Origin of the sequence: Pseudomonas sp. GL-B-26, from assembly GCF_019947405.1 — a bacterium.
Lineage (GTDB): Bacteria > Pseudomonadota > Gammaproteobacteria > Pseudomonadales > Pseudomonadaceae > Aquipseudomonas.
Genome location: NZ_JAGYGJ010000004.1, coordinates 174,638 through 199,309 on the forward strand (window position 1 = coordinate 174,638; position 24,672 = coordinate 199,309).

Annotated in this window: 21 protein-coding genes, 1 tRNA gene and 1 pseudogene; 8 read left to right on the forward strand and 15 right to left on the reverse strand. The window is 59.9% G+C overall.

Features of this window, described 5'->3' with window-relative positions:
• Nucleotides 1-8: 8 nt before the first annotated feature.
• Together KGB23_RS04575 and KGB23_RS04580 are read right to left on the reverse strand one after the other, a co-directional pair.
• Nucleotides 9-82 (reverse strand) — tRNA-Cys (locus KGB23_RS04575).
• A 204-nt stretch (nucleotides 83-286) separates the two neighbouring features.
• Nucleotides 287-508, reverse strand: a complete 222-nt coding sequence (locus KGB23_RS04580) for a DUF3079 domain-containing protein (protein WP_223430076.1) — start codon at nucleotides 506-508, stop codon at nucleotides 287-289.
• 185 nt (nucleotides 509-693) lie between these two features.
• Here KGB23_RS04580 and KGB23_RS04585 point away from each other — a divergent pair, with 185 nt between their 5' ends.
• From KGB23_RS04585 to KGB23_RS04600, 4 genes are read left to right on the forward strand one after another with little or no spacing between them, the layout of a single operon-like run.
• On the forward strand, nucleotides 694-1,224 hold the full coding sequence (locus KGB23_RS04585; RefSeq protein ID WP_008153602.1) for an iron transporter: 531 nt from the start codon (nucleotides 694-696) through the stop codon (nucleotides 1,222-1,224).
• Nucleotides 1,225-1,557, forward strand: a complete 333-nt coding sequence (locus KGB23_RS04590) for a cupredoxin domain-containing protein (RefSeq protein ID WP_223430077.1) — start codon at nucleotides 1,225-1,227, stop codon at nucleotides 1,555-1,557.
• A gap of 22 nt (nucleotides 1,558-1,579) precedes the next feature.
• A complete protein-coding gene (locus tag KGB23_RS04595; RefSeq protein WP_223430078.1) occupies nucleotides 1,580-2,434 on the forward strand; it encodes an FTR1 family protein in 855 nt (284 codons plus the stop codon).
• Nucleotides 2,422-3,801: a 4Fe-4S binding protein gene (locus tag KGB23_RS04600; RefSeq protein ID WP_223430079.1), complete on the forward strand. Its 1,380-nt coding sequence runs from the start codon at nucleotides 2,422-2,424 to the stop codon at nucleotides 3,799-3,801. The genes KGB23_RS04595 and KGB23_RS04600 overlap by 13 nt, the downstream gene beginning before the upstream one ends.
• Before the next feature lie 33 nt (nucleotides 3,802-3,834).
• Here KGB23_RS04600 and KGB23_RS04605 read toward each other — a convergent pair whose 3' ends face one another.
• From KGB23_RS04605 to KGB23_RS04655, 13 genes and pseudogenes are all read right to left on the reverse strand, one after another.
• Nucleotides 3,835-4,896 (reverse strand): methyl-accepting chemotaxis protein, encoded by a 1,062-nt coding sequence (locus KGB23_RS04605; protein ID WP_411741483.1) that lies wholly within the window; start codon nucleotides 4,894-4,896, stop codon nucleotides 3,835-3,837.
• Nucleotides 4,897-4,932: 36 nt separating this feature from the next.
• Nucleotides 4,933-5,496 (reverse strand): annotated as a pseudogene (locus KGB23_RS30340) (MCP four helix bundle domain-containing protein); the annotation flags it as partial.
• 51 nt (nucleotides 5,497-5,547) lie between these two features.
• Nucleotides 5,548-6,243, reverse strand: a complete 696-nt coding sequence (locus KGB23_RS04610) for an anaerobic ribonucleoside-triphosphate reductase activating protein (protein ID WP_223430081.1) — start codon at nucleotides 6,241-6,243, stop codon at nucleotides 5,548-5,550.
• Nucleotides 6,240-6,407: an anaerobic ribonucleoside-triphosphate reductase gene (gene nrdD / locus KGB23_RS30120; RefSeq protein ID WP_008153595.1), complete on the reverse strand. Its 168-nt coding sequence runs from the start codon at nucleotides 6,405-6,407 to the stop codon at nucleotides 6,240-6,242. Before nrdD ends, KGB23_RS04610 begins: the two co-directional genes overlap by 4 nt.
• A gap of 32 nt (nucleotides 6,408-6,439) precedes the next feature.
• Nucleotides 6,440-8,455, reverse strand: a complete 2,016-nt coding sequence (locus KGB23_RS04615; protein ID WP_263288528.1) for a ribonucleoside triphosphate reductase — start codon at nucleotides 8,453-8,455, stop codon at nucleotides 6,440-6,442.
• Nucleotides 8,456-8,847: 392 nt separating this feature from the next.
• Nucleotides 8,848-9,840: a GTP 3',8-cyclase MoaA gene (gene moaA / locus KGB23_RS04620; RefSeq protein WP_223430082.1), complete on the reverse strand. Its 993-nt coding sequence runs from the start codon at nucleotides 9,838-9,840 to the stop codon at nucleotides 8,848-8,850.
• Between the two features lie 25 nt (nucleotides 9,841-9,865).
• Nucleotides 9,866-10,825 (reverse strand): peptidylprolyl isomerase, encoded by a 960-nt coding sequence (locus KGB23_RS04625; protein ID WP_223430083.1) that lies wholly within the window; start codon nucleotides 10,823-10,825, stop codon nucleotides 9,866-9,868.
• A 10-nt stretch (nucleotides 10,826-10,835) separates the two neighbouring features.
• A complete protein-coding gene (gene narI, locus KGB23_RS04630; RefSeq protein WP_154848639.1) occupies nucleotides 10,836-11,516 on the reverse strand; it encodes a respiratory nitrate reductase subunit gamma in 681 nt (226 codons plus the stop codon).
• Complete coding sequence (gene narJ, locus KGB23_RS04635) at nucleotides 11,509-12,264, reverse strand: nitrate reductase molybdenum cofactor assembly chaperone (RefSeq protein WP_223430084.1); 756 nt, start codon at nucleotides 12,262-12,264, stop codon at nucleotides 11,509-11,511. The genes narI and narJ overlap by 8 nt, the downstream gene beginning before the upstream one ends.
• Nucleotides 12,265-12,266: 2 nt before the next feature.
• A complete protein-coding gene (gene narH / locus KGB23_RS04640; protein WP_033059086.1) occupies nucleotides 12,267-13,805 on the reverse strand; it encodes a nitrate reductase subunit beta in 1,539 nt (512 codons plus the stop codon).
• Nucleotide 13,806: 1 nt separating this feature from the next.
• On the reverse strand, nucleotides 13,807-17,580 hold the full coding sequence (locus KGB23_RS04645) for a nitrate reductase subunit alpha (RefSeq protein ID WP_223430085.1): 3,774 nt from the start codon (nucleotides 17,578-17,580) through the stop codon (nucleotides 13,807-13,809).
• Between the two features lie 69 nt (nucleotides 17,581-17,649).
• Nucleotides 17,650-19,047, reverse strand: coding sequence for a NarK family nitrate/nitrite MFS transporter (locus KGB23_RS04650; RefSeq protein WP_223430086.1), 1,398 nt, complete (start codon nucleotides 19,045-19,047; stop codon nucleotides 17,650-17,652).
• Nucleotides 19,025-20,329, reverse strand: a complete 1,305-nt coding sequence (locus KGB23_RS04655) for an MFS transporter (protein ID WP_223430087.1) — start codon at nucleotides 20,327-20,329, stop codon at nucleotides 19,025-19,027. The genes KGB23_RS04650 and KGB23_RS04655 overlap by 23 nt, the downstream gene beginning before the upstream one ends.
• A 304-nt stretch (nucleotides 20,330-20,633) precedes the next feature.
• On the opposite strand from KGB23_RS04655, the gene KGB23_RS04660 reads away from it, so the two are divergent.
• The 4 genes from KGB23_RS04660 to KGB23_RS04675 all read left to right on the forward strand — a co-directional run bounded on the left by KGB23_RS04660 (nucleotide 20,634) and on the right by KGB23_RS04675 (nucleotide 24,314).
• On the forward strand, nucleotides 20,634-22,436 hold the full coding sequence (locus tag KGB23_RS04660; protein ID WP_223430088.1) for a HAMP domain-containing protein: 1,803 nt from the start codon (nucleotides 20,634-20,636) through the stop codon (nucleotides 22,434-22,436).
• A complete protein-coding gene (gene narL / locus KGB23_RS04665) occupies nucleotides 22,433-23,080 on the forward strand; it encodes a two-component system response regulator NarL (RefSeq protein ID WP_046047384.1) in 648 nt (215 codons plus the stop codon). The genes KGB23_RS04660 and narL overlap by 4 nt, the downstream gene beginning before the upstream one ends.
• 86 nt (nucleotides 23,081-23,166) lie before the next feature.
• A complete protein-coding gene (locus KGB23_RS04670; protein WP_033059073.1) occupies nucleotides 23,167-23,841 on the forward strand; it encodes a Crp/Fnr family transcriptional regulator in 675 nt (224 codons plus the stop codon).
• Between the two features lie 74 nt (nucleotides 23,842-23,915).
• Nucleotides 23,916-24,314 carry a putative zinc-binding protein gene (locus tag KGB23_RS04675; RefSeq protein ID WP_223430089.1) on the forward strand — a complete coding sequence of 133 codons (399 nt, stop codon included), beginning with the start codon at nucleotides 23,916-23,918 and terminating at the stop codon, nucleotides 24,312-24,314.
• Nucleotides 24,315-24,672 lie beyond the last annotated feature (358 nt).

Genomic DNA, 24,672 nt, shown 5'->3' on the forward strand with positions numbered 1-24,672 from the left:
TTTAAGAGTGGAGGCCGAGGTCGGAATCGAACCGGCGTAGGTGGATTTGCAATCCACTGCATAACCATTTTGCTACTCGGCCTCAAACATCTGATGTCATGTAGCACAACACCAAACGCGTACAAACTTGGAGTAAGATTCGCGATCTAACTCCTTGAAAACATTGAGCTTTTTCAGCGATCAGTGCTTTCGATGGCGTGAATTATGTACTGATTTCCCAAGGCTGGCAACCCCTTGATTTCAAAAAAAATTCCGTCAGGTGGTTTCCATGTTTCTACAGGGTTGCTCAGCCCTTCAGGCCGGGATCGTCCGTCACGTCTTCGACTGAGATCAACGGTTCAATGCCCCAGTCGCCATGCAGATACCAATCGTCTCCGATCATTTCGGCTGGATGCATTGTCCTGTCGGAGCCATTGCCACACGCCAGGGAATTGGCTGGACAGTATCTGTCGCAGCCCCAGCAAATGCGCTCGGGGTGCTTGGGGCTGATGGGAAAATTCTTGGCCATGTCGCTCCCCTGTTCGCCTCTAGGATGAGCCTCCAACCTACATCGCCTGCGCAAGAACGCCCTTGATACGGATCAAGGACTGAAATCGAATGCCTTAATCGCTGAAAACTTGATAACAATCATTATTGTTCGCAGGAAAGCTTCCTAGACTCGGGCTCCTACTCGTTAGTGCCCAGGAAGACATCATGCGTACGACCTTTTCGCTGTCACTCGCCCTGCTCTTGCTCACACCGTTGGCTCAGGCCAAGGAATACCCGATCGGGGAACCCCAGTTGTGTCCGGGGCTGGAAGTCGGGGCGGTGTATTTGCAGCCGATCGAGATGGCACCTGCCGGCATGATGCGGGCCACTGCGGATTCCGATGTGCATCTGGAAGCCGACATTCGCGCCACGGCGGACAATCGACAGGGCTTCCAGGAAGGCAGTTTCGTGCCTTACCTCAATGTCTCGTTCAACCTGAAAAAGCAGGGCAACGAGAACGAACTCAAAGGCGATTTCCACGCCATGGTCGCCAATGACGGCCCGCACTATGGCGACAATGTAAAGCTGCTCGGCCCAGGCAAATATCAGCTGACCTTCACCGTCCTGCCGCCCGGCGGTCATGGGTCCCTTGGCCGCCATACCGATAAGGAAACCGGTGTGGCTCCCTGGTTTGAACGCTGCGAATTGCACTACGAATTCATCTACGCCGGCATCGGTAAAAAAGGCGGCTATTGAATGAAGCGCCTGCAGATTGCCTGGCTGATGCTTGCCGGAGCAGTGGCGCCGTTCACGGCCTATGCCGAATTACCGAGCTATGAACTCAACCTGCGCGATGGTCACTTCACTCCGGCCCTGCTGGAGGTGCCGGCCGGACAGCGCTTCAAGATCATCCTGAAAAATATCGGTCAAGGGCCAGCAGAGTTCGAGAGCACACCGTTGCGGGTTGAAAAAGTACTGTCGCCGGGCGTGACAACCTTCGTGGTCATTCACCCACTCAGGCCCGGCCACTACCCCTTCTTCGACGAGTTCAATCCGCAACTGCCCGAGGGCGGCATCCTCGCGAAATAACCCGTTCAAACACGGAGTTTTGATGAATCAATCAATGTTCATTGTCTGGCGCGAAAGCGTCGAGGCGCTGCTGGTGATCGGCATTCTCCAGGCCTGGGTCAGCCAGCAGCATCAGGGTGATCGACTGGCGAAGTACTTGTGGACGGGTGTCGTGCTGGGGTTGATGCTTTCGGGCCTGCTGGCGGTATTGATTCTGTTTGCCGGTGAGGCCATGAGCGGCTCCGCCAGTGAATGGTTCCAGGCCGCACTCGCGCTGGTGGCCAGCCTGCTGATCGTGCAAATGGTCGGCTGGATGCACCGCCACGGGCGCACGCTCAAGCACGATTTGCAACGACACGCCGATAGCCACCTGGCCCGGCAAGGTGGCGCAGGTCTGTTACTGCTGGCCATGCTCGCCGTCAGCCGCGAAGGCAGTGAAACGGTGGTCTTTCTCTATGGCGCCGGTGCTCAATTGCGAGGTCCGCAACTCGGGTTGTTTACTATCGGCGGTGCATTAGGACTGGTGTTGTCGGCGCTGACTATTACCCTGCTGCACAGCAGTCGCCGGTTCATTTCGTGGCAGCGATTCTTTGCCATCAGCGAAGCTGTTTTGCTGGTACTCGGCGCGGCATTGCTGGTCAGCGGCACCGAGCGAATCGGCGGTCAATTACTTGCCATGGATTTACCGGAGGTGATGTACCGCCTCGTTGGTGATGCGCTTTGGGACAGCAGCGCATTGCTCAGCGACAGCCATGGACTGGGTGGTTTTCTCGCGGGTTTTGCCGGTTATCGCGCGACGCCCAGCGGCATGACGTTACTGGTGCTGGCCGGCTATTGGCTGGCCGTCGGCGGTTGGCTGCGTCAACGTGCTGCGGAAAAAGTCCCATGCCTGAGCTGAGTCGCCGCAATCGATGGCTGCAGCGCCTGGGCGACGGCATGCGTCGTCACGCGCCCGTCATTCGTGCCGTGCAATGGGCCGTTGTACTGTTCTACGCATTGCTATTGGTGGTACCGGCGGTGTTGCCGCTGCCGGACAGCCAGGCACGGATGCTCGATAACCTGACCCTGTTCGCGCAGTTTTTGTTCTGGGGCGTTTGGTGGCCGTTCGTGCTGCTGTCGATCGTGCTGTTCGGACGACTCTGGTGTGGCGTTCTCTGCCCGGAAGGTTCACTCAGCGAATGGGCCAGCCATTACGGCAAAGGTTTGGGGGTGCCGCGCTGGTTGCGCTGGGGCGGCTGGCCAACCCTCGCGTTCTGCCTGACGACCCTCTACGGCCAGTTGATCAGCGTCTATGACTACGCCCAGGCGGCGCTGTTGATTCTGGGTGGTTCGACCGTCGCTGCGGTCGTTGTCGGGTTTCTGTTTGCTCGGGGCAAGCGGGTCTGGTGCCGATACCTGTGCCCGGTCAGCGGCGTCTTCGCCCTGCTCGCCCGCCTGGCTCCCGTACATTTTCAGGTCGACGAACAACGCTGGATGGACAATGCCCCGCCACGCCTGCCGCCGCCCAACTGCGCGCCCTTGCTCGATATCCGTCGAATGCGAGGCGCCAGTGACTGCCATGCCTGCGGACGCTGCAGCGGACAACGCGGCGCCGTTCAGCTGATCGCCCGCTCCAGCAACCAAGAGATTCTTCACGCTACAGCGCAGACGCTGTCACCGTGGGACGCGCGCTTATTGCTGTTCGGTGTGATCGGCCTGGCCATGGGCGCGTTCCAGTGGACAGTCAGCCCATGGTTCGTCGCCCTCAAACAAACCCTCGCCGAATGGCTGGTCCAGCACGACCAACTCTGGGCATTGCAGGACAACGCGCCCTGGTGGCTGCTCACCCATTACCCACAGCTCAACGACAGCTTCAGTTGGCTCGATGGTTTCAGCATCGTCGTTTATCTGGGTTTGAGCTCGATGGTGTTGGGCACGGCGTTGATGATCCTGCTGCGCCTGACGGCTCGACTGGCGCAAGATCCTGCACTGTATTGGCCCCTGGCGCTGACACTCACGCCCCTGGGTGGTGCGGGATTGTTTCTCGGGCTGTCGGCCACAACGGTGAAATTGCTGCGCTATGAAGGTCTGCTGCTGGAATGGGTACAACCGGCCAGGGCTTGTCTGTTAATGGCCGCGATGGGCTGGAGCCTGTTGCTGGGATGGAAACGGCTTAACCGCGAAGGCCTTTCCCAGGTTCGTCGCTGCGCTGGCAGCACTTGCCTGTTACTCGCAATCGGCTTGGTAGGGTTCGGCTGGTGGTTGCAGTTCTGGGGCTGGTCCTGAGCGCCCTCATCCACAACCACCACCCCGAATTACCTAGACTTTAAAACGCGCCACCGTCTGGTGCAGCGCCCCGGCCATCTGCGCCAAATCATGACCCGCCGTGTGAGTATGCTGGGCACCCAGCAAGACCTGCTCGGACAAGTTGCGAATCCCCATCAGATTGCGATCCACCTCCCGCGCCACCAATGCCTGCTCCTCCGTGGCACTGGCAATCATCATGTTGCGCTCGTTGATCTGCGAGATCGACCGGGTGATCTCATCCAATGCATCACCCGAGCGTTGCGCCACTTCAAGGGTGGCCCGCACCAGGTTGCTGCTGCTTTGCATGGCCGTCACCGCGTGGCCGGTATCGAGGCGAATGTTGCCAATCATCTGCTCGATCTCCTGGGTGGACTCTTGAGTGCGATGCGCCAAGGCGCGCACTTCATCGGCGACCACGGCAAAACCGCGTCCGGCATCACCGGCACGGGCCGCTTCGATGGCCGCGTTGAGGGCCAGCAAATTGGTCTGCTCGGCGATGCTACGAATCACGTCCAGCACCTTACTGATGTCCTGCACCCGGCCCGCCAGTTGCTCGATGCGTTGTGAGGTGTCGGTGACGCCCTCGGCCAGTGCACCGATTGAAACCACGGTTTCCTGAACCTGTTCACGCCCGCGCTGTGCGGTTTGCTCGGATTGCCGCGAGGCCTCGGAGGTGCTGACCGCATTGCGCGCCACTTCATCGACCGCAGCGGTCATCTGGTTCACTGCGGTGGCCGCCTGCTCGATCTCCAGCCCCTGCAATTGCAGGTTGCTGCTGGTCTGGCTGCTGACCGCACTCAGCTCTTCGGAGGAACTGGCCACCTGGTCAACCGAAGTCGCGATGTGCTTGACCATGGCATTCAGACTTTGCTGCATCTGGTGCATGTTCATCATCACGCTGCCGCCGACACTTGAGTTCACGGGCACCTGAATCGTCAGGTCGCCTTGAGCGATCTGACTCAAAAACCGTGCGGCATCATCCGGTTCGCCGCCCAATGGACGGGTCACACTGCGCGTGACGATCACCGCCGCGGCGATAACCAGCGCCACACAGAACAAAAACAACCCGAGCATATTGCGCCGGGCATCGCTGTACAGTTCCTGCGCCGACTGTTCCCGGTCGGCGAATATTTTGCCTTGCAGCGCCATCAACTGATCCAGGCTGCCATAAACCTCGCGCTCGGCCGGCACGACCTTTTGTTTCAGCTGTGTCATGGCGTCATCGAAGGCCCCTTGCCGGATCAACACCTGCACTTGAGTGAACGCCGCCACGTAGGCTTCGCGATTCTTCTTCAGCGCGGCATAAGCGGTTTTGCCCTCGGGCAAATAGAACAACGGCTCAAGCGTTTCGAGTGCCTGGGTGATCCGTTTCTTGGTGGTGTCGATCGACTGCTGAACTTGCTGATTGTCTTTATCGATCAGTAAGTCCCGAGTGTTCCTGGCGTTATCGCGCACGCCGGTGGCAATGACCATGATCGGATCGATCTTCGGCCAGTCCTGCTTGACGATGACTACCGCCTGTTCCTTGAGCGTTGCCAGATCGTGCAACGCGTAAAACGCCATGCCCATCAAAGCCAACGGCGCGATGGCAAAGCCGATGACGATACGTTGTGCTGTGGTTAATTTGGCCATATCAAATGCTCCCCGTTTGATACCTGCCGATTGGCAGCGCATTTGAAAACCTAATGATGGATGTCCCTGCTAAACGTAAAACCTCAGCCTCGGTTACCCCCGTAACACGAAGGCTGGAAACAATTCGCGCATGGCTTCCCATAAGTCAGGAAGCAAGGCTTGTGCCGAAACGCTTGGCAACAGCGGATCGAACATCCGCTCGGTGCGAACCAACTGCACGGCGAAGCGCTTGACGCCGAGTTCGCTCAAGCGCTTGGCGAGGATCAGCAGACGCGCCGGCTCAAACAGATGCCAATGCACGGTGGTGCGGCATTCGTAGTCGACACCGCTGGCCAGCAGATGCTCAAGGCTGCGCCAGTTGGCCGTTCCGCTGCCCTCGACCCGGGTGATCGCCTGGCAGTCTTCGGGCAACGCCTTGACATCGAAACCGACCCAGTCGGCCCCGGCCAGTGCCTTGGCGAACGCTACGGGCTTGATGCCGGCGCTGTGCAAGCCGATGCGAAATCCCATCGCCCGCACCTCATCCATGGCGCCGAGCAAACCGTCCTGCAAGGTGGGCTCTCCGCCACTGAACACCACCGCATCGAGCAGGTCCTGACGCCGTTGCAGAAACGCCAACACCCGCCGCCAATCCACTTCGACTGTGCCACGAGGCGGGATCAACTGCGGGTTATGGCAGTAACGACAACGCCAGGCGCAACCCTGGCAAAACAGCACGCAGGCGAGCTGTCCCGGATAGTCGATAGTGGTCAGGGGCACCATGCCCCCGACCCGAAGCGTTCGACTCATTGGCGCCCGGCCAATGCCGCGCCTTCAGTGAAGTGCACCCGCTCGCGGTGCTCCGACTGTTTGCCCGGATTGAACGCCGACACAGGGCGGTGATAGCCCATTACCCGAGTCCAGACTTCGCAGCGTTGACGTTGAGCCTGGGGCAATGTTTGCGATGCAGTCATGGTGAAGCTCCTTGCAGTTGAGTGGATCGAAATCAATGAACGGTGCCGGGTTTCTGTTCTTGCAGCAGCAGTGCTTCGTCGCACTTGGGGCAGAACTCATGCTCGCCATCGAGGTAGCCGTGCACCGGGCAGATGGAGAACGTCGGGGTCACGGTCAGGTACGGCAGGCGGAAGCGGCCAAGGGCTTTGCGCACCAACTGCTTGCAGGCCTCGGTCGAAGAAATTCGCTCGGCCATGTACAGGTGCAAGACCGTGCCGCCGGTGTATTTGCATTGCAGCTCGTCTTGAAGTTCCAGGGCCTCGAAAGGGTCTTCGGTGTAGCCCACGGGCAGTTGTGAGGAGTTGGTGTAATACGGTGCTTGCACGCTGCCGGCCTGGAGAATGTCGGGGTAGCGCTTGAGGTCTTCCTTGGCGAAGCGGTAGGTCGTGCCCTCGGCCGGCGTCGCTTCCAGGTTGTACATGTGGCCGGTTTCTTCCTGGAATCGCAGCAACGTGGCGCGCACATGATCGAGCATCTTCAGGGCAAACTGCCGGCCGTGCTCGGTGTGCATGCCCTCCTCGTCGCCGGTGAAGTTGCGCAGCATTTCATGCATGCCGTTGAGGCCGATGGTCGAGAAGTGGTTACGCAGGGTTCCGAGGTAGCGCTTGGTATACGGGTACAAACCGGCATCCATGTGGTGCTGAATCACCTTGCGCTTGACCTCCAGGCTCTCCATCGCCAGTTCCATCAGCGCGTCCAGGCGCTGCAGCAAACCGCTGGTATCTCCCTTGAACACATAGCCCAGCCGCGCGCAGTTGATGGTGACGACGCCGAGCGATCCGGTCTGCTCCGCCGAGCCAAACAAGCCGCCGCCCCGCTTGAGCAACTCGCGGACATCCAGCTGCAAACGGCAGCACATCGAGCGCACCTGATTGGGTTGCAGGTCCGAATTGAGGAAGTTCTGGAAATACGGCAGACCGTAACGCGCAGTCATCTCGAACAGGCGGTCGGCGTTTTCACTGTCCCACGGAAAGTCGTGGGTGATGTTGTAGGTCGGGATCGGAAAGGTGAACACCCGCCCTTTCGCATCGCCGGCCTGCATCACCTCGATGTAAGCGCGGTTGAGCAGTTCCATTTCGACTTGCAGGTCGCCATAGGCAAACGGCATTTCCTCACCGCCGATGACGGGTATCTGCTCACGCAAGTCTTGCGGGCACACCCAGTCGAAGGTCAGGTTGGTGAACGGCGTCTGGGTGCCCCAGCGCGAGGGGACGTTGAGGTTGTAGATGAACTCCTGGATCGCCTGGCGCACCTCCTGAAAACTTAGCTGATCCTTGCGCACATAGGGCGCCAGGTAGGTGTCGAACGAGCTGAACGCCTGGGCGCCGGCCCATTCGTTTTGCAGGGTGCCGAGGAAATTCACCATCTGCCCCAGGGCACTGCTCAAGTGCTTCGGCGGACCGGCTTCGACTCGTCCCGGCACACCGTTGAGCCCTTCGTGCAACAGGGTGCGCAGCGACCAGCCCGCGCAGTAACCGGCGAGCATGTCGAGGTCATGCACATGCAAATCCGCCTCGCGGTGGGCCTGGCCGATGGCTTCGCTGTACACCTCGTCCAACCAGTAGTTGGCGGTGACCTTGCCTGACACGTTCAACACCAGACCGCCCAGGGAATAGCCCTGATTGGCGTTGGCCTGGACCCGCCAGTCTTCACGGTCCAGGTATTCGTTCATCGAGGTCGCCACTTCGACCAGGGTCCGGCGGTCGCGGCGCAAGCGCCCGTGCTGTTCGCGGTAGACGATGTAGGCGCGCATGGCGAGGAAGAAACCGGCGTCCATCAACACCCGTTCAACACGGTCCTGGATTTGCTCGACATGGAGTCTTGGCAATCCTTCGAGCCTCGCCAATACCGCCTGAAGCAAGCCTTCAACCTCAACCTCGCCGTACTCCCCCGTCGCCTTGCCGGCGGCGATCAATGCCTGACGGATTTTGTCGGCATCGAAGGCGACCTGACTGCCATCGCGCTTGTGCAAGCGGTTACATCCTACTGCGATCAGCGTGCTCTGCATTTGGCCTCCAGACACTACATATAGACTTAAATAAACTTAAAACCACAAGATGCAGTGAAGGCTACGGACAAAGTGCTGATTCGCAATTGATCGATATCAAGATTTGCCGGCAAAAAAAAACCGCCCTGAGGCGGCAAAGGAAAACTGTTGGTAAGCCAGGGGTAAACACTCTGATCTGAAATCCACCCCTCACCCCAGCCCTCTCCCCAGAGGGGCGAGGGGGAAAGGGAGCAGATCTTTATCGCTTCCAAAACTTGAGTTCAACCTGAAGGCCCAGGTCGCAGAGTTTCGTATATGCAACTCGGTCAGTCCCCTCGCCCCTCTGGGGCGGTCCGACGTTTCGGGAGGGTTAGGGTGAGGGGTGGATTACGGATCAGCACACAGCCCCCGAATCAACCGCCACTCATGTTCATGAAACGCACAATCTGCACCTCCCTGTCGGGACTGAAATCATGCCGCAGCGGTTTACCGCGCAAGGCCTTCTGCACCGCATTGATCACCGGTTGGTCATCCAGCGGATAACGCCTCAGCAATCCACGTAAATCCAGAGCATCGTCCTGTCCCAGACACAGCAACAGCTTCCCTTCAACAGTCATCCGCACCCGATTACAGCTGCCACAAAAGTTGTGACTATTGGGCGAAATAAAACCGATCCGGGTCTCGGGATGGCGTTCCAGACGCACATAACGCGCCGGCCCGCCGCTGTTCTCGGTGCTGTCGAGCAAGCGATGCTGGCTGGCGATCAACGTGCGCACTTCGTCGCTGGAACAGAACGATTCACCCCGGGAACGACCGACGTCGCCCAAGGGCATTTCCTCTATGAAACTGATGTCGATGCGTTGGTCGATGGCGTATTGCACCAACGCCGGGACTTCATCGAAATTGCGTCCTTTCATCACCACGCAGTTGAGCTTGATCCGCTCGAACCCTGCGTCCCGCGCCGCTTCAATGCCGTTGAGCACCTGATCGAGATCGCCGTTACGGGTGATCGCCCGAAACTTCTGGTCGTCCAGGCTATCGAGGCTGATGTTCATCCGCTTGACCCCGGCGTCGACCAACGGCCGGGCCAGACGGCCCAGTTGCGAGCCGTTGCTGGTCATCACCAGTTCGCGCAAACCGGGCAACGCGGCGATGTTGCGGCACAGTTCGACAATGCCCGGACGGATCAGCGGCTCGCCGCCGGTCAGACGGATTTTGCGTACACCCAAGCCAACGAACAGCGTCGCCAAACGCTGCAACTCCTCCAGCGTGAGCACCTGCTGACGCGGCAGGAACGTCATGTTTTTCGCCATGCAATACACACAACGAAAATCACAGCGGTCCGTCACCGACATCCGCAGATAATCGATCTGCCGCCCAAAACCATCCTGCATCACAGCGTTCATCACTTCTCCCGGTTTGCCTCGATGCTCACTGCACCAGCGGTGAGTCGGCGCCCTGCAAGTGGATGCCGCGAATATCCGCCGCACCGATCAGGGTTTGCAGGTATTGCACCAGCGCTTTCTGCCAGACGCCTTGCTGCAACTGCGTGCGGATCGCCGTCGACACCACTTCATAGGGCAACGGCATGCCTTCGATCCGCTGATCGACACTGACCACATGCCAGCCGTAGCGACTTTCCAGCGGTTTGCTGGCCAGACCCGGTGCCAGAGTGAACAACTGACGCTCCAGTTCGGGCACGGTCTGGCCCTTGCTAATTTGTCCCAAAGAACCACCCTGAGCCTTCGACGGGCAGGCCGAATATTTCACGGCCAGCTCGGCGAAACTGCCGGGGAATTCTTCCAGTCGTTGCAGCAGAACTTCCGCCTGATCATGCGCAACGGCGCGCGCCTCGACATCATCCGGCGCGCATTCGAGCAGGATGTGCCGCACTGCCAGCAACGGCGCGCTGTGGAAGCGTCCGCGATTGTTTTCGTAGTAACGAAGGCTGGTTTCCTCATCGCACTGAGGCACGTGCACCTCACGTTCGAGCAGCAAGCGCGTAGCCGCTTCTTCTTCGTTCTCACCGGCGCCGATCTCCAGCGACACACCGAGCTCGGTGATGCGCTGCTGCAACAACTCGCGGATCACCAGCGCCCGGGCGGCCAGGTAGACCGCCTCCTCACGGCTTTCGGCCGGGTGATATTGCAGCTCCTGGGCCATCGCCTCCGGGGTGATCGACACCTCGTTGACGCTGATGATCGGCCACTCCTGTTCACTGCTGGCGATCAACTGCGCCGGGGCGTCATCGGCCCCTGCGGGCTCAACCGGCAGGGCTTCAAACTGCGCCTCTGCGACCGGCGCGATGTCGAGAACGTCCTCGGCTTTTTTTGAAGAACCGCAGCCACCGCTGCCCCCGTTACCACCACCACATCCACATCCACCTGACATGATTGTCTCCTCAGTACTTCTGACGAACGATTTGATAACGACGCCCCAGGTACCAGATCGGTGCGCTGATCATGTGTACGAGACGGGTGAAGGGGAACAGCACAAACAGGGTCAAACCGAGAAACACATGCAACTTGTAGATCAGACTGACCGGCGCGATGGCCGCCGCTGCTTCCACCGGACGCAACAGCACGGTGTTCTGCGCCCAATCGGCGAGCATCACCATCACCGAGCCGTCCATGTGCCCGGTGGACGCGACGATGGTCAGCAGACCGAGCAGCAATTGCGCCAGCAGCACCAGCAGAATCAGGATGTCCGAAGGACTGGAGGTGGCACGGACCCGAGGGTCGCTGAGCCGCCGGTTAACCAGCATCAGCAGGCCGATCAGGCACAACAGACCGAAGAACCCGCCCGAAACCATTGCCAGCAACTGCTTGTTCTCAGTGCTGATCACGTGGTGATAAATCGACGCCGGGGTCAGCAGGCCGACGAAATGCCCCGCCAGCACGAACAACACACCGATGTGGAAGAAGTTGCTCGCCACGCGCATGCCGCGTTGGTTGAGCATCTGGCTCGAACCTGCTTTCCAGGTGTATTGCGACAGGTCGAAGCGGGCCCAACTTCCGATCAGGCAAATCGCCAGGGCTACGTAGGGATAGACCCCGAACAACAACAGGTTCCATTTAGACATTGCCTACCTCCTTGGCTGGCACGGCGGCCAACCCTTCATGCTGAAAATCCACCCAGTGCAACGGCACCGCGCTTTCTTCCCGGGCCTTGCCCGGAGCGCTAGGCAGCGAACTGCAACGGTCCTGCTGTTCGGCCTGGAGGAAGTCCACGGCCTCCTCTTCCCAGATCTTGTCGAGGGCTTCAAGGGAGTCGTCGCGAGGTTCCGCCGCGACCTGCGCCCGCAGGTCGGCGACCGCTTGATGCGGCTCGGCCCCGGCAATTTGCAGCAGCGCCCGGAAGCAGCTGGCATAGGCGCTTTCGCGCTCTTCCAGACGTGCAGCGAGCAAGGCCAGCAAGTGCGAAACATCCGCCAGGCCCTCGCGGGCCTCGATGTCTTCGCGGGTGGAGAGGAACTCCAGGTACAGCGGAATGTAATCGGGCAGCTCTTTGACGCCGATGGCAAAACCGGCTTCTTCGTATTGCGCCATCATGTCGACCATCGCCTGGCCACGGTCGCGGGATTCACCGTGCACATGCTCGAACAACAGCAGCGACAGCGAGCGCCCCCGACCGAACAGCGCACCGTAGTGCTCCTGCCCGTCCATCAGGTCATTGCCGCAGATCAGCTCGAGCAATTCGAACAACGCACCACGCTGCGTCGGGCTGATTTCCCGCGACTGGATGATCGCTTGCTCCAGTTCGTCGCGACCGCTAATCAGCGTCTCGGTCGGGTAATCGAGCAGCAGCGAAATCACTTTGAGAATTTGCATGCTCATTCCTCCCACAACTGGACGGTTTTCAGGATGTCGCGGCGGTTGGCTTTCTTGGCGCCGAACATGTTGGTGTCGGAACTGCCGCTGCAGCCGCTGCCGAAACTGAAGCCGCAACCGGAACGCTCGGCGAAGGCGTCGCTCATGGCGTCTTCACGGTGGGCGCTCGGTACCACGAAACGGTCTTCGTAGTTGGCAATCGCCAGGTAGCGATACATCTCCTCGACCTGGGCCACGCTCAAGCCGACATCCTTCAGTACTTGCAGGTCCTGAACGCCATCGACTTGCTCGGAACGTTTGTAGGCGCGCATCGCCAGCAAGCGTTTAAGCGCACGCTTGACCGGTTTTTCATCGCCCGCCGTCAGCAGGTTGGCCAGGTACTTCAGTGGTATCCGCAGGCTGTCAACATCCGGGATCACCCCGTTCATACCAACGGTGCCGGCAGTGGCAGCGTTCTGGATCGGCGACAGTGGCGGTACGTACCAGACCATCGGCAAAGTGCGGTATTCCGGGTGCAGCGGCAGTGCGAGTTTCCAGTCCACGGCCATTTTGTAGACCGGCGAACGCTGGGCTGAGTCGATCACCGACTGCGGCACACCATCGGCCAGAGCCTGACGAATCACCGCCGGGTCATTCGGGTCGAGGAAGATCTCCAGTTGTTTCTCGTACAGGTCCTGCTCATTGGCAGTGCTCGCCACTTCGCTGATCCGGTCGGCGTCATACAGCAACACACCGAGGTAGCGGATGCGCCCGACGCAGGTTTCTGCGCAAACGGTCGGCATCCCGGCTTCGATACGCGGGTAGCAGAAGATGCATTTCTCGGACTTGCCGCTCTTCCAGTTGAAATAGATCTTCTTGTACGGGCAGCCGCTGATGCACATCCGCCAGCCACGGCATTTCTCCTGGTCAATCAGGACGATGCCGTCTTCTTCACGCTTGTAGATCGCACCGCTCGGGCAAGCCGCTGCGCACGTCGGGTTGAGGCAGTGCTCGCACAGGCGCGGCAAATACATCATGAAGGTGTTTTCGTACTCGCCGTAAATGTCCGCCTGAATCTTGTCGAAGTTCTTGTCCTTGCGGCGCTTGGCGAATTCGGTGCCGAGGATTTCTTCCCAGTTCGGGCCCCACTCGATTTTCTCCATGCGCTTGCCGGAGATCAGCGAACGCGGGCGCGCAGTGGGCTGATGCTCGCCCAGTGGTGCGGTGTGCAGGTGCTGGTAATCGAAGTCGAACGGTTCGTAATAGTCGTCGAGGCTCGGCAGATCCGGGTTGGCGAAAATGTTCGCCAACACGCGGAATTTACCGCCGATGCGCGGGTTGATCGTGCCGTTGGCATTGCGGATCCAGCCGCCCTTCCACTTGTCCTGGTTTTCCCATTCTTTCGGGTAGCCGATGCCGGGTTTCGATTCGACGTTGTTGAACCACGCGTATTCCATGCCTTCGCGGCTGGTCCAGACGTTTTTGCAGGTAATGGAACAGGTGTGGCAACCGATGCATTTGTCCAGGTTCAGAACCATGCCGATTTGTGAGCGAATCTTCATCTCAGTTCTCCTCGATATCGGTCGGCAGTGGACGCGGCAGGTCATCGCCACTTGAACCATCGAGCCAGTCGACTTTGGACATTTTGCGCACCACGACGAATTCATCGCGGTTGCAACCGACCGTGCCGTAATAGTTGAAACCGTAGGCTTGCTGGGCATAGCCGCCGATCATGTGGGTCGGCTTGAGCACGACGCGGGTGACCGAGTTGTGGTGTCCGCCACGGGTCTTGGTGGTTTCCGAACCGGGCACGTTCACGATCCGTTCCTGTGCGTGGTACATCATCACCATGCCGTCCTTGACGCGCTGGCTGACCACCGCCCGGGCGGTCAGTGCGCCGTTGACGTTGAAGCACTCGATCCAGTCGTTGTCCTCGATGCCGGCGCTTTTCGCGTCGTTCTCCGAGAGCCAGACAATTGGCCCGCCACGGCTGAGGGTGAGCATCAGCAGGTTGTCGCTGTAGGTGCTGTGAATGCCCCATTTCTGGTGCGGGGTAATCCAGTTCAGGACGATTTCCTTGTGGCCGTTGCTGCGCTTGCCTTTCACCCCTTCGATGGTGCGGGTGTTGACGGGCGGGCGATAACTCATCAGTTGCTCGCCGAACGCCTGCATCCACGGGTGATCCTGGTAGAACTGCTGGCGACCGGTGATGGTGCGCCATGGAATCCCTTCGTGAACGTTGGTGTAGCCGGCGTTGTAGCTGACGTGATCGTCTTCAAGACCCGACCAGGTCGGGCTGGAAATGATCTTGCGCGGCTGTGCCTGAATGTCGCGGAAACGGATGGCCTCATGGGCCTTGGACAGCGCCAGGTGGCTGTGGTCGATACCGGTGAATTCCGACAGCGCGGCCCAGGCCTTGACGGCGACCTGGCCGTTGGTTTCCGGCGCCAGGGACAGAATCACTTCTGCGGCATCGATGGCCGTGTCGATTTTCGGCCGACCCTGGCTGATACCGGCATCGCCTTCTTTGTGATTGAGTTCACCTAGAAATTTCACTTCGTCTTCGGTGTTCCAGTTGATGCCTTTGCCGCCGTTGCCGTTTTTCTCCAGCAATGGCCCGAGGGACGAGAACTGTTTGTAGATGTTCGGGTAGTCACGCTCCACCACATGCAGGTTCGGTGCGTTCTTGCCCGGCACCGGTGCCACGCCGTCGCTTTTCCAGTCGGTGCCGCCAAACGGTTGGGCCAGTTCGCCGACGCTGTCGTGCATCAACGGGATGGTCACCAGATCCTTCTCAACGCCCAGGTGCCCTTCGGACATGCTGGAAAACGCCTTGGCGATGCCTTTGTAGATTTCCCAGTCGGAACGCGATTCCCACGCCGGGTCGATCGCTGCCGACAACGGGTGAATGAACGGGTGCATGTCCGAGGTGTTCATGTCGTCTTTTTCGTACCAGGTCGCGGTCGGCAACACGATGTCGGAATAGACGCAGGTCGAGGACATGCGGAAGTCCAGCGTAGTGACCAGATCGAGCTTGCCAATGGCGCCCTCGTCCACCCATTCGGCTTCTTCGGGTTTGCAGTCGCCGACCTGGCCGATGTCTTCGTTCATCACACCGTTCTTGGTACCGAGCAGGTACTTGAGCATGTACTCGTGGCCCTTGCCCGAGGAGCCCAGCAGGTTGGAACGCCAGATGAACATGTTGCGCGGGAAGTTGACCGGGCTGTCCGGCTGTTCGCAGGAGAAGCGCAGCGAGCCGTCCTGCAGCGACTTGACCACGTAGTCTTTCGGGTCCATGCCGGCCGCAGCCGCGTCACGGCAAATGTGCAAAGGGTTAGTGTTGAGTTGCGGTGCGCTGGGCAACCAGCCGGCACGTTCGGCGCGGATGTTGTAGTCCAGCGCATGCTCAGGGAATTGCGATTTATCGGCCAGCGGCGAGAGTACGTCGTGCATGCTCATCTTCTCGTGGCGCCACTGCGAACTGTGGGCGTAGAAGAAGCTGGTGCCGTTCATTTGGCGAGGCGGACGGTTCCAGTCCAGGCCGAACGCCAGGGGCAGCCAGCCGCATTGCGGACGGAGTTTTTCCTGACCAACGTAGTGCGCCCAACCGCCACCGGTCTGGCCGACACACCCGCAGAGCATGAGCATGTTGATCAGCCCGCGGTAGTTCATGTCCATGTGGTACCAGTGGTTCATCGCCGCGCCGACGATGATCATCGAGCGACCCTTGGTCTTGTCGGCGTTGTCGGCGAACTCACGGGCAATCTGGATGGCTTTCTCGCGGCTGACGCCGGTGATCTGCTCCTGCCACGCCGGGGTGCCAGGCACGGAAGCGTCGTCGTAATCCTTGGCCACGTTTTCGCCGCCGAGGCCGCGATCGATGGCCAGGTTGGCGGCCGACAGGTCGAACACGGTGGCGACTTTGGCCACGCTGCCGTCCGCCAGCACTACGTTATGCACCGGCACGCGGCGGTATTGCACGGCATCGCCGGCCACGTGCTGGAAGTGCTCGTGGGACTCGCCGGCAAAATACGGGAACGCCACTTCGGCAACGTCATCGCCGATCAGGCTCAGCTTCAGATCGATCTCACGGCCTTCGCCGCCTTCACGGGGCAGGATGTTCCACTTGCCCTTCTCGCCCCAGCGATAACCGATGGAGCCCTGAGGGGACACCAGTTCGCCGCTGACATCGAGGGCGATGGTTTTCCATTCCGGGTTGTTTTCCTGGCCGAGGTTGTCGGTCAGGTCACTGGCGCGCAGGAAGCGGTCCGGCTGGTAACCGGCGCCCGGTGCCTTGTCGACCATTTGCTTGAGCAGCACCAGCACCGGCAAATCGGTGAAGCGCTTGGCGTAGTCGGTGAAATAGGCGCTCGGTTTGTCCAGGTGGAATTCTTTGAAGATCACATGGTTGAACGCCTGGGCCAGCGCCGCATCGGTGCCTTGTTTAGGGTTCAGCCACAGGTCGGTGAGCTTGGCGACTTCCGAGTAGTCCGGGGTGATCGCGACGGTCTTGGTGCCCTTGTAACGGACTTCGGTAAAGAAGTGCGCGTCGGGAGTACGGGTCTGCGGGACGTTGGAGCCCCAGGCAATGATGTAGTTGGAGTTGTACCAGTCGGCCGATTCCGGCACGTCGGTCTGCTCGCCCCAGACCATCGGCGAGGCCGGTGGCAAGTCGCAGTACCAGTCGTAGAAACTCAGGCAGGCGCCACCGATCAGCGACAGGTAACGCGAACCTGCGGCATAGCTGACCATCGACATCGCCGGAATCGGCGAGAAGCCGACGATCCGGTCAGGACCGTACTGTTTGATGGTGTAGACGTTGGCAGCAGCGATGATCTCGTTGACTTCCTCCCAGTTGGAACGAATGAAGCCACCCATGCCGCGCTTGCTTTTATAGGAGTCGGCCTTGGCCTTGTCCTCGACGATGCTGGCCCAGGCCTCGACCGGCGCCATGGTTTGTCGCGCATCGCGCCAGAGCTTGAGCAACGGCTTGCGGATTTTCGGGTACTTGAGTCGGTTGGCGCTGTAGATGTACCAGCTGTAACTGGCACCACGCGGGCAGCCACGGGGCTCATGGTTGGGCAGATCGTTACGGGTACGCGGGTAGTCGGTCTGCTGGGTTTCCCAGGTGATCAGGCCGTTCTTGACGTAGATCTTCCACGAGCAAGAGCCGGTGCAGTTCACCCCGTGGGTGGAACGCACGATCTTGTCGTACTGCCAGCGCGAACGGTAGACGTTCTCCCAGTCGCGAGACTCTTTGCGGGTCTCGCCATGACCGTCGGAAAACTCGTTTTGCTTGCGATTGAAAAACCGCAATTGATCCAGTAAATGACTCACGGTGTAGTCCTCTCAGGCTTTGTCGCGGAGTCTGTGCCCCGCCCACGCAATGGTTGGATTCGGCTCGATTCAGCAGGGTGTCGCGGCACCTTTGCGCGCGTACCACCACCACGTCACCACGATGCAGCTCAGGTAAAAGCCGACGAACATGTAGAAGGCCATCTCCGGGCCGCCGGTCAGGGCCATCGAAGAGCCGAAGGATTTTGGAATGAAGAACGCACCGAAGGCGCCCATGGCCGAACTGAAGCCCAGGACCGCAGCGGACTCTTTGCCGGCATTCTTCAGCGCTTGTTCGCGCACGGCGGGTGGTTTTCCGGCCGAGGATTTTTCGTGCTGGGTGCGGAAGATCACGGGGATCATGCGAAAGGTGGAGCCGTTGCCGATGCCCGTGGTAATGAACAGCAGCATGAACATGCCGAGATAGCCGTAGAAGTTGCCGGGTAAACCGTTCTGCGGCAGGAAGTGCATGACGCCGAAGACCATCACGATCATCGCCACGAAGTTCCACAAGGTCACTTTCGCGCCGCCGAGCTTGTCCGCCAGCCAGCCGCCCAATGGGCGTACCAGCGCACCGACCAACGGGCCGAGGAAGGCGAATTTCAACGCGATGACATCAGGGAACGAGGTTTTGATCAGCAGCGGAAACGCGGCGGAGAAACCGATGAACGAACCGAAGGTCGCCAGGTACAACCAGCACATCAGCCAGTTGTGTTTGCGTTTGAAGATGACCGCTTGCTCGCTGAAGGAAGCGCGGGCACTGGACAGGTCATTCATGCCGAACCAGGCCAGCACAGTCACCAGGACAATGAACGGCACCCAGATGAAGCCGGCGTTCTGCAACCACAACTGGCCGCCATCCGGCAACGCTTGCGGCGAGCCGCCCATGAAACCGAACACACCGAAGGTAATCACCAGCGGTACACAGAACTGCATCACCGAGACGCCCAGGTTACCCAGCCCGGCGTTGAGGCCAAGGGCCGTGCCCTGCTGCGACTTGGGATAGAAGAAGCTGATGTTGGACATGCTCGAGGCAAAGTTGCCGCCACCGAAACCGCAGAGCAAGGCAATCAACACGAACACGCTGTACGAGGTGCTCGGGTCCTGCACGGCGAAGCCCATCCAGATCGAGGGCAGCAACAGCGACGCGGTGCTCAGGGCGGTCCAGCGACGGCCGCCGAAGATCGGCACCATAAAGGAATAGAAGACGCGCAACGTCGCCCCGGACAGCCCCGGCAACGCTGCCAGCCAGAACAGCTGGTCGGTGGTGAAGCTGAAACCGATGGCGTTCAAACGCACGATCACCGTGCTCCAGACCATCCACACCGCAAAGGCCAGCAGCAGCGCGGGAATGGAAATCCACAAGTTGCGCGTGGCGGTCTGTTTGCCGCTACTTCCCCAGAATGCTGGGTCCTCGGGGCGCCAGTCATGAATGACCGGGCCTTTGTCAGGCTTTTGCAGAACGGACATGTTCTTCTCCTAGGGCAATGCTCGAAATCGGGGACGGGGTCAGCAGCGGCGCTTTACCCAGCACCGGGCTTTTGCGTATCTCGCTGAAGTACATCCAGGTGAGGGAGACCCAGACCACGCCGTACATCAACATGAAGCAGGAAGAGCGCACGCCGGTGAGGTCCACCAGGGCGCCGAACAGGATCGGCAACACGAAACCGCCCAGGCCACCGGCGAGGCCGACGATGCCGGACACCGCACCCATGTTTTTCGGATAGTCGTTGGCGATATATTTGAAGACCGAGGCCTTGCCGAACGCGAAGGCGATGCCCATGACGAACAGCAGCACGGTGAACAGCGCGGGATTGAGGCCGATGTGGAAATCCACCGGGCCGTTGATCGTTTGCACTTGCAGTTGGGTCTGGGGATACGAGAGCAGGAACAGGCAGATCCAGCTGACCCACAACACCCACCAGGTCACGCTTTGCGCACCCCAGCGATCCGACATCCAGCCACCGACGGCACGCAGCACGCCACCGGGCAGGGAAAAACAGGCCGCCAGCAGCGCCGCGCTTTGCAGGCTGAAACCGTATTCCTGCACGTAGTACTTGGTCATCCACAGCGCGAGGGCGACATAACCACCGAAGACGATCGAGTAGTACTGGCAATAGCGCCACACCGCCGGGTCCTTCAGCGAGCTCAATTGCTCACGCAACGAGGCGCCGGTGACACTGCGGTGGTCCTTGTTTTCAGCGCTGAGGAACCAGAACAACAGCGCAGTAATAAAGAGGATCGCGCTGAAGACTTTCGGCACCAGCTGCCAGCTGCCGGCAGCGATCAGTGCCGGGGCGAGAAACTTGGTCACCGCGGCCCCGGCGTTACCGGCGCCGAAGATGCCCATCGCGAAGCCCTGATTCTCTTTGTCGAACCATTTGGCGACGTAGGCAATCCCGACCGAGAACGAACCGCCGGCCAGGCCGACGAACAAGCCCAGCACCAGGAACTGCCAGTAGGCGGTGGCGTGACTGATCAGGTAGAGCGGCGCCACGCAGGCCAGCATCAGCAGGAAGAACACGCTGCGCCCGCCAAAGCGGTCGGTCAGCAGCCCCAGCGGCAACCGCACCAGCGAGCCGGTCAGGACCGGGGTCGCGGCCAGCAGGCCGAACTGGGTTTCGTTGAGCTGGAGAAGGTCCTTGATCGGTACACCGAGCACGGCAAACATCATCCAGACCATGAAACAGACAGTGAAGGCCAGCGTGCTCATGCCCAGCACCAAGCCTTGTCGTACACGCGGTGGGTTCACAAATGCTCTCCAATCAATTAGCCATGGCGGCAGACTAGAGAGGCCAACCCCGCAAAAACTTGATCCATGTCAACGAAGCCCATGTGGGCATAGGCCTATGCTTGTGCGGTCTACCTCTAAGGAGGTAGTACAGGAAAACCCTAAAACCGTTGATTTATCAGCGCCTTAAGGTTTTCCACCAAGGTTTTTGCTGACAAGGATCAGTCGACAACTCTTTAGAGGTAGCGCGCCCTGGATCGGCGGCAAAACCCATCCTGGAGCTGCACATGCTCGGTTTTCCTGATTTTTTCCCGGACCTGCGCCGATGATCCGCTGGTTGCGCAGCTCCCTGCCCGCTCGCGCCGGGCTGGCGGTGATCCTGATCGCCGTGCTCGCCCTCGCCAGTTCGTTGAGCGCTGGACTGATCGCCTGGTTCAGCCAGGGCGATGCGGCCGCCATCAACACCGCAGGCTCGGTGCGCATGGAGACTTACCACCTGAGCTGGAAACTGGCCGCGGGTGCAACCGGCGAAGAAATCATCGCCATCAGCGACAGCCTGCAAACCCGCCTCAACAGCCAGTCACTCAAGGCGGTGCTGGAAGATGGCCCGACCGCGGCCCTGCAAATCAGCTACGGGAAAATCCAGCAAAACTGGAATGAGGATTTGCGCCCGGCACTGGAGCGCGGCGATGCCGCCTATTTTCAGGTCCAGGCCCTGCCCTTCATTGAACAACTGAACCAGTTCGTCAACCTGTTGCAGCGCCAAAGCGAACAGAAGCAAGGCTGGCAACAGGTGATCCAGGGCCTGGCCTTGTTCACCACCCTGTTCGTCCTGCTGGTTGGGCTCTACGAATTGCAGTACGGGGTCGTCATGCCCCTGAAAGAGTTGGTGGACGCGACCCAGCGCTTCCGTCGCGGCGATTTCAAGGTGCGGGTCAACCATCAGTCCCAGGACGAACTGGGCCAGTTGGCCATGAGCTTCAACGCCATGGCCGAGACGATCGAAGACTCGCATCGCACCCTTGAGAGTCAGGTCCAGCAAAAAACCCTGAACCTGCAACAAGCCAATGCCGCCCTCGAGTTGCTGTACCAAAGCAGCCGAAGCCTGGCCACACGCCTGGCCAATGCCGAAGGGCTGGATGAGTTGATTCGACGCTTCCAGCAACGCCTGCCCGGCTTGCGCCTGTCGCTGTGCCTGCAAGGACAAATGCAGGCACCGGCCCAGCAGTTGCTCGCCCTGCATGGCGCGAACATCCGCGAAGTCTGCGCCAGCAGCGATTGCGCCACGTGTCAGAAGCACCATAAAGCCAGTCCGCAAACCTTCAGCATCAGCAACCAAGGCAGTGAACTGGGTGAACTCAAGGCGCATTTTGTCGACGGACATCCAACCCAAGCCTGGGAAACCCAACTGATCCAGGCCCTGGCCAACCTGATCGGCACCTCGCTCTCGCTCAAGCGTCAACGGGAACAGGATCATCGCCTGCTGCTGCTCGACGAACGCACGATCATTGCCCGCGAGCTGCACGACTCACTGGCCCAGGCCCTGTCCTACATGAAGCTGCAAGTCAGCCGCCTGCAGACCCTGATGCGCCGTGGCGAACCGGTCGAAACCCTGGAAAACGTCACCGCCGAACTGCGCGAGGGACTGAACAATGCCTACCGCCAGTTACGCGAGTTGCTGACCACCTTTCGCTTGCAGATTCACGATGCGGGACTGGTACAGGAACTCAAGGACACCGCCGAGGAGTTCTCCCGTCGCGGCGAATTCCAGGTGCACCTGCACGTCGATGCGCTGGCCTTTCAATTATCGGCCAGCGAGCAAATCCACATCTTGCAGATCACCCGCGAAGCGCTCTCCAACTGCCTGCGCCACGCCCATGCGCAAAACGCCTGGCTGCAACTGCGTCAGGACGGTGAGACCGTCAGGCTCATCGTCGAAGACGACGGGCGCGGCTTCAGCGGCAACGTCGACCAACGCGAACACCACGGCCTGAAAATCATGGATGAGCGGGCCCGCAGCTTGCGCGGTCAACTCGAAATAGTCTCCAGGGAGCCACAAGGCACCCGCGTCCAAATGGAATTCCAACCGGAGTTTCTCGGGCAGCAAACAGAAGGTAGCGTCACATGAACCCCTCCCTGCAACACACCATCCTATTGGTCGACGACCACCCGATGATGCGTCACGGCATCCGCCAGATGCTCGAACTCGAAGATGATTTCCTGATCGTCGGTGAAGCCAACAACGGTGAAGAAGCACTCAGTCTGATCGAACCGCTGCAACCGGACCTGGTGTTGCTCGATAACAACATGCCGCTAATGAATGGCATTGAAACCCTGCGCCAGTTACGAGCGATGCACTACACCGGCAAGGTGCTGCTGTTCACGGTCTCGGATGCCGAAGACGATATTCGCGACGCACTGCGTCTGGATGCCGACGGCTACCTGCTCAAGGACATGGAGCCCGAACTGTTGATTCAGTACATCCGCAATGCCTTGAACGGCGAATTGGTGATCAGCCCGGGGCTGACCCAAGTCATGGCCCAGGCACTGCGCTCACCGCAGCGCCAGACTGTGGTGGAACTGACCGAGCGTGAACGTCAGGTGCTGAAAACCATCGCCAGCGGCTTCAGCAACAAAGTCATCGGGCACAAGCTGGGCATCACCGAAGGCACGGTCAAGGTTCACGTGAAAAACCTGCTGCACAAACTCGGCTTGCGCTCGCGGGTAGAGGCGGCGGTGTGGGCCATGGAGCATCTGCGCAATGCCGGCTGACGGGCATGCCTCTTTGGAGGTAAGCCGGCAGAGGCATAGGTCATCCGGCCGGCGCTCTCTACTATGAGCGCCAGCGGAGGTACGCCATGCTGACCCACCCTTCCATCGTTTTAACGTTGCGTCGTCACCATCTGTTCAGCCAGTTGCCGGAGAAAATCTTCGAGGAAGTCTGCGGCCTGGCGATGCTCAAGCGCCTGGCCTGTCACAGCACACTCATGCACCAAGGGGATCCGGCCAAGCGCTTTTTCCTGCTGGTCAGCGGCCAGATCAAGTTGTACCGGCTTACCGGCGAAGGCCAGGAAAACCTGGTGGAAATCATTCAGCCCGGCCAGACGTTTGCCGAAGCCTTGCTGTTCAGCCAGGCCCGCCTCTACCCTGTGAGCGCCACGGCGCTGAAGGACAGCGTGCTGGTGAGTATCGAGGGCAGCCATTACCGCAACGCCCTCGAAGACCAGCCGAAAGTTTGCCTGGCGATCCTGGCGAGCATGAGTGTGCATTTGCACCTGCGTCTGCGCGACATCGACACCTTGACCATGGCCAGTGCGAGTCGGCGGGTGATCAATTTCCTGTTCCAGGAACGCAACCCGGTCAGCGGTTTGATTGTTTTGCAGGTGTCCAAACGCCTGGTCGCCTCGAAGTTGGGTATCCAGCCAGAAACCTTTTCGCGGATCTTGCACCGCCTGGTGGACAGCGGCCTCATCGCCATGGAACGACGCAACATCAGCATCCTCGCCGAAGAGGATCTCGCGGCGTTCCAATAGACGGAATTGACCGCCGTCAATGCGCAACGCCACCGGCGCTGCACACTGAAGAAGTCCATCCATGGAGAGCGCTCATGCCCCGTTCAACCTTGCCCTTGATTTACTCCTGCTCAGGCTGCTCCAACGTCGCCCAACTGGCCAATACCCTGGCTGTGCGGCTCGATCGCAGCGGCCTGGCGGAAATGTCCTGCATCGTCGGGGTCGGCGGGCATGTGGCGGCGCTGGTTAACAAGGCACGCTCGGGGCGGCGGATTTTTGCGCTGGATGGTTGCCCGTTGCAATGCGTTGAAAACTGCTTGAAGCAGCATGGTCTGCACGCGGATGTGCATTTGATTCTTAGCCATTACGGGTTGCGCAAGCGCTATGGCGAGGACTGCACGGAGGCTCAGGGGGATGAGTTGTTTGAAGGGATCAAGCAGTTGATTGCCAGTGATGCTCGGCAGCATGAAAGCCGCCAGGAAACGATGGCCTGAGGGCTAACGAAAATCCGATGTGGGAGCGGCGGTGCGGCGATCCGGCTTGCTCGCGAAGACTGACCGCTGACCGCTGACCGCTGACCTATGATTTTGGTCGGGGTACATATCCATTTCTGCGGTAACGGCTGCTATTGGTTTCGCTTTTACAGCGAGTCACTTTGGAAAAGCGCCAAAGTAACCAAAGCGCTTTTGCCCCTCCATTCGGTGCCTCGCCTAGGCTCGGCATGTCCTCACTCCGGCATTGCTCCGGGGGCCCGCCGCCATCGGCCATCCATGGCCGGGGGCGGCTACCGCGGCATCCTTGCCGCGGTGCCCCCTGCGCAACGCCTGCGTTCGGCCTCTGGGAAAGGGGCAA

Bases quoted from the DNA above. Each gene is read 5' to 3' on its own strand.
- KGB23_RS04590 (WP_223430077.1), top strand. From the start codon at position 1,225: ATGAAGCGCCTGCAGATTGCCTGGCTGATGCTTGCCGGAGCAGTGGCG.
- KGB23_RS04650 (WP_223430086.1), bottom strand. From the start codon at position 19,047: ATGTCCGTTCTGCAAAAGCCTGACAAAGGCCCGGTCATTCATGACTGG.
- KGB23_RS04595 (WP_223430078.1), top strand. From the start codon at position 1,580: ATGAATCAATCAATGTTCATTGTCTGGCGCGAAAGCGTCGAGGCGCTG.
- KGB23_RS04615 (WP_263288528.1), bottom strand. From the start codon at position 8,455: ATGCAGAGCACGCTGATCGCAGTAGGATGTAACCGCTTGCACAAGCGC.
- nrdD (WP_008153595.1), bottom strand. From the start codon at position 6,407: ATGACTGCATCGCAAACATTGCCCCAGGCTCAACGTCAACGCTGCGAA.
- KGB23_RS04670 (WP_033059073.1), top strand. From the start codon at position 23,167: ATGCTGACCCACCCTTCCATCGTTTTAACGTTGCGTCGTCACCATCTG.
- narL (WP_046047384.1), top strand. From the start codon at position 22,433: ATGAACCCCTCCCTGCAACACACCATCCTATTGGTCGACGACCACCCG.
- narJ (WP_223430084.1), bottom strand. From the start codon at position 12,264: ATGCAAATTCTCAAAGTGATTTCGCTGCTGCTCGATTACCCGACCGAG.
- KGB23_RS04585 (WP_008153602.1), top strand. From the start codon at position 694: ATGCGTACGACCTTTTCGCTGTCACTCGCCCTGCTCTTGCTCACACCG.
- narI (WP_154848639.1), bottom strand. From the start codon at position 11,516: ATGTCTAAATGGAACCTGTTGTTGTTCGGGGTCTATCCCTACGTAGCC.
- moaA (WP_223430082.1), bottom strand. From the start codon at position 9,840: ATGAACGCTGTGATGCAGGATGGTTTTGGGCGGCAGATCGATTATCTG.
- KGB23_RS04580 (WP_223430076.1), bottom strand. From the start codon at position 508: ATGGCCAAGAATTTTCCCATCAGCCCCAAGCACCCCGAGCGCATTTGC.
- narH (WP_033059086.1), bottom strand. From the start codon at position 13,805: ATGAAGATTCGCTCACAAATCGGCATGGTTCTGAACCTGGACAAATGC.
- KGB23_RS04660 (WP_223430088.1), top strand. From the start codon at position 20,634: ATGATCCGCTGGTTGCGCAGCTCCCTGCCCGCTCGCGCCGGGCTGGCG.
- KGB23_RS04600 (WP_223430079.1), top strand. From the start codon at position 2,422: ATGCCTGAGCTGAGTCGCCGCAATCGATGGCTGCAGCGCCTGGGCGAC.
- KGB23_RS04675 (WP_223430089.1), top strand. From the start codon at position 23,916: ATGCCCCGTTCAACCTTGCCCTTGATTTACTCCTGCTCAGGCTGCTCC.
- KGB23_RS04610 (WP_223430081.1), bottom strand. From the start codon at position 6,243: ATGAGTCGAACGCTTCGGGTCGGGGGCATGGTGCCCCTGACCACTATC.
- KGB23_RS04605 (WP_411741483.1), bottom strand. From the start codon at position 4,896: ATGCTCGGGTTGTTTTTGTTCTGTGTGGCGCTGGTTATCGCCGCGGCG.
- KGB23_RS04625 (WP_223430083.1), bottom strand. From the start codon at position 10,825: ATGTCAGGTGGATGTGGATGTGGTGGTGGTAACGGGGGCAGCGGTGGC.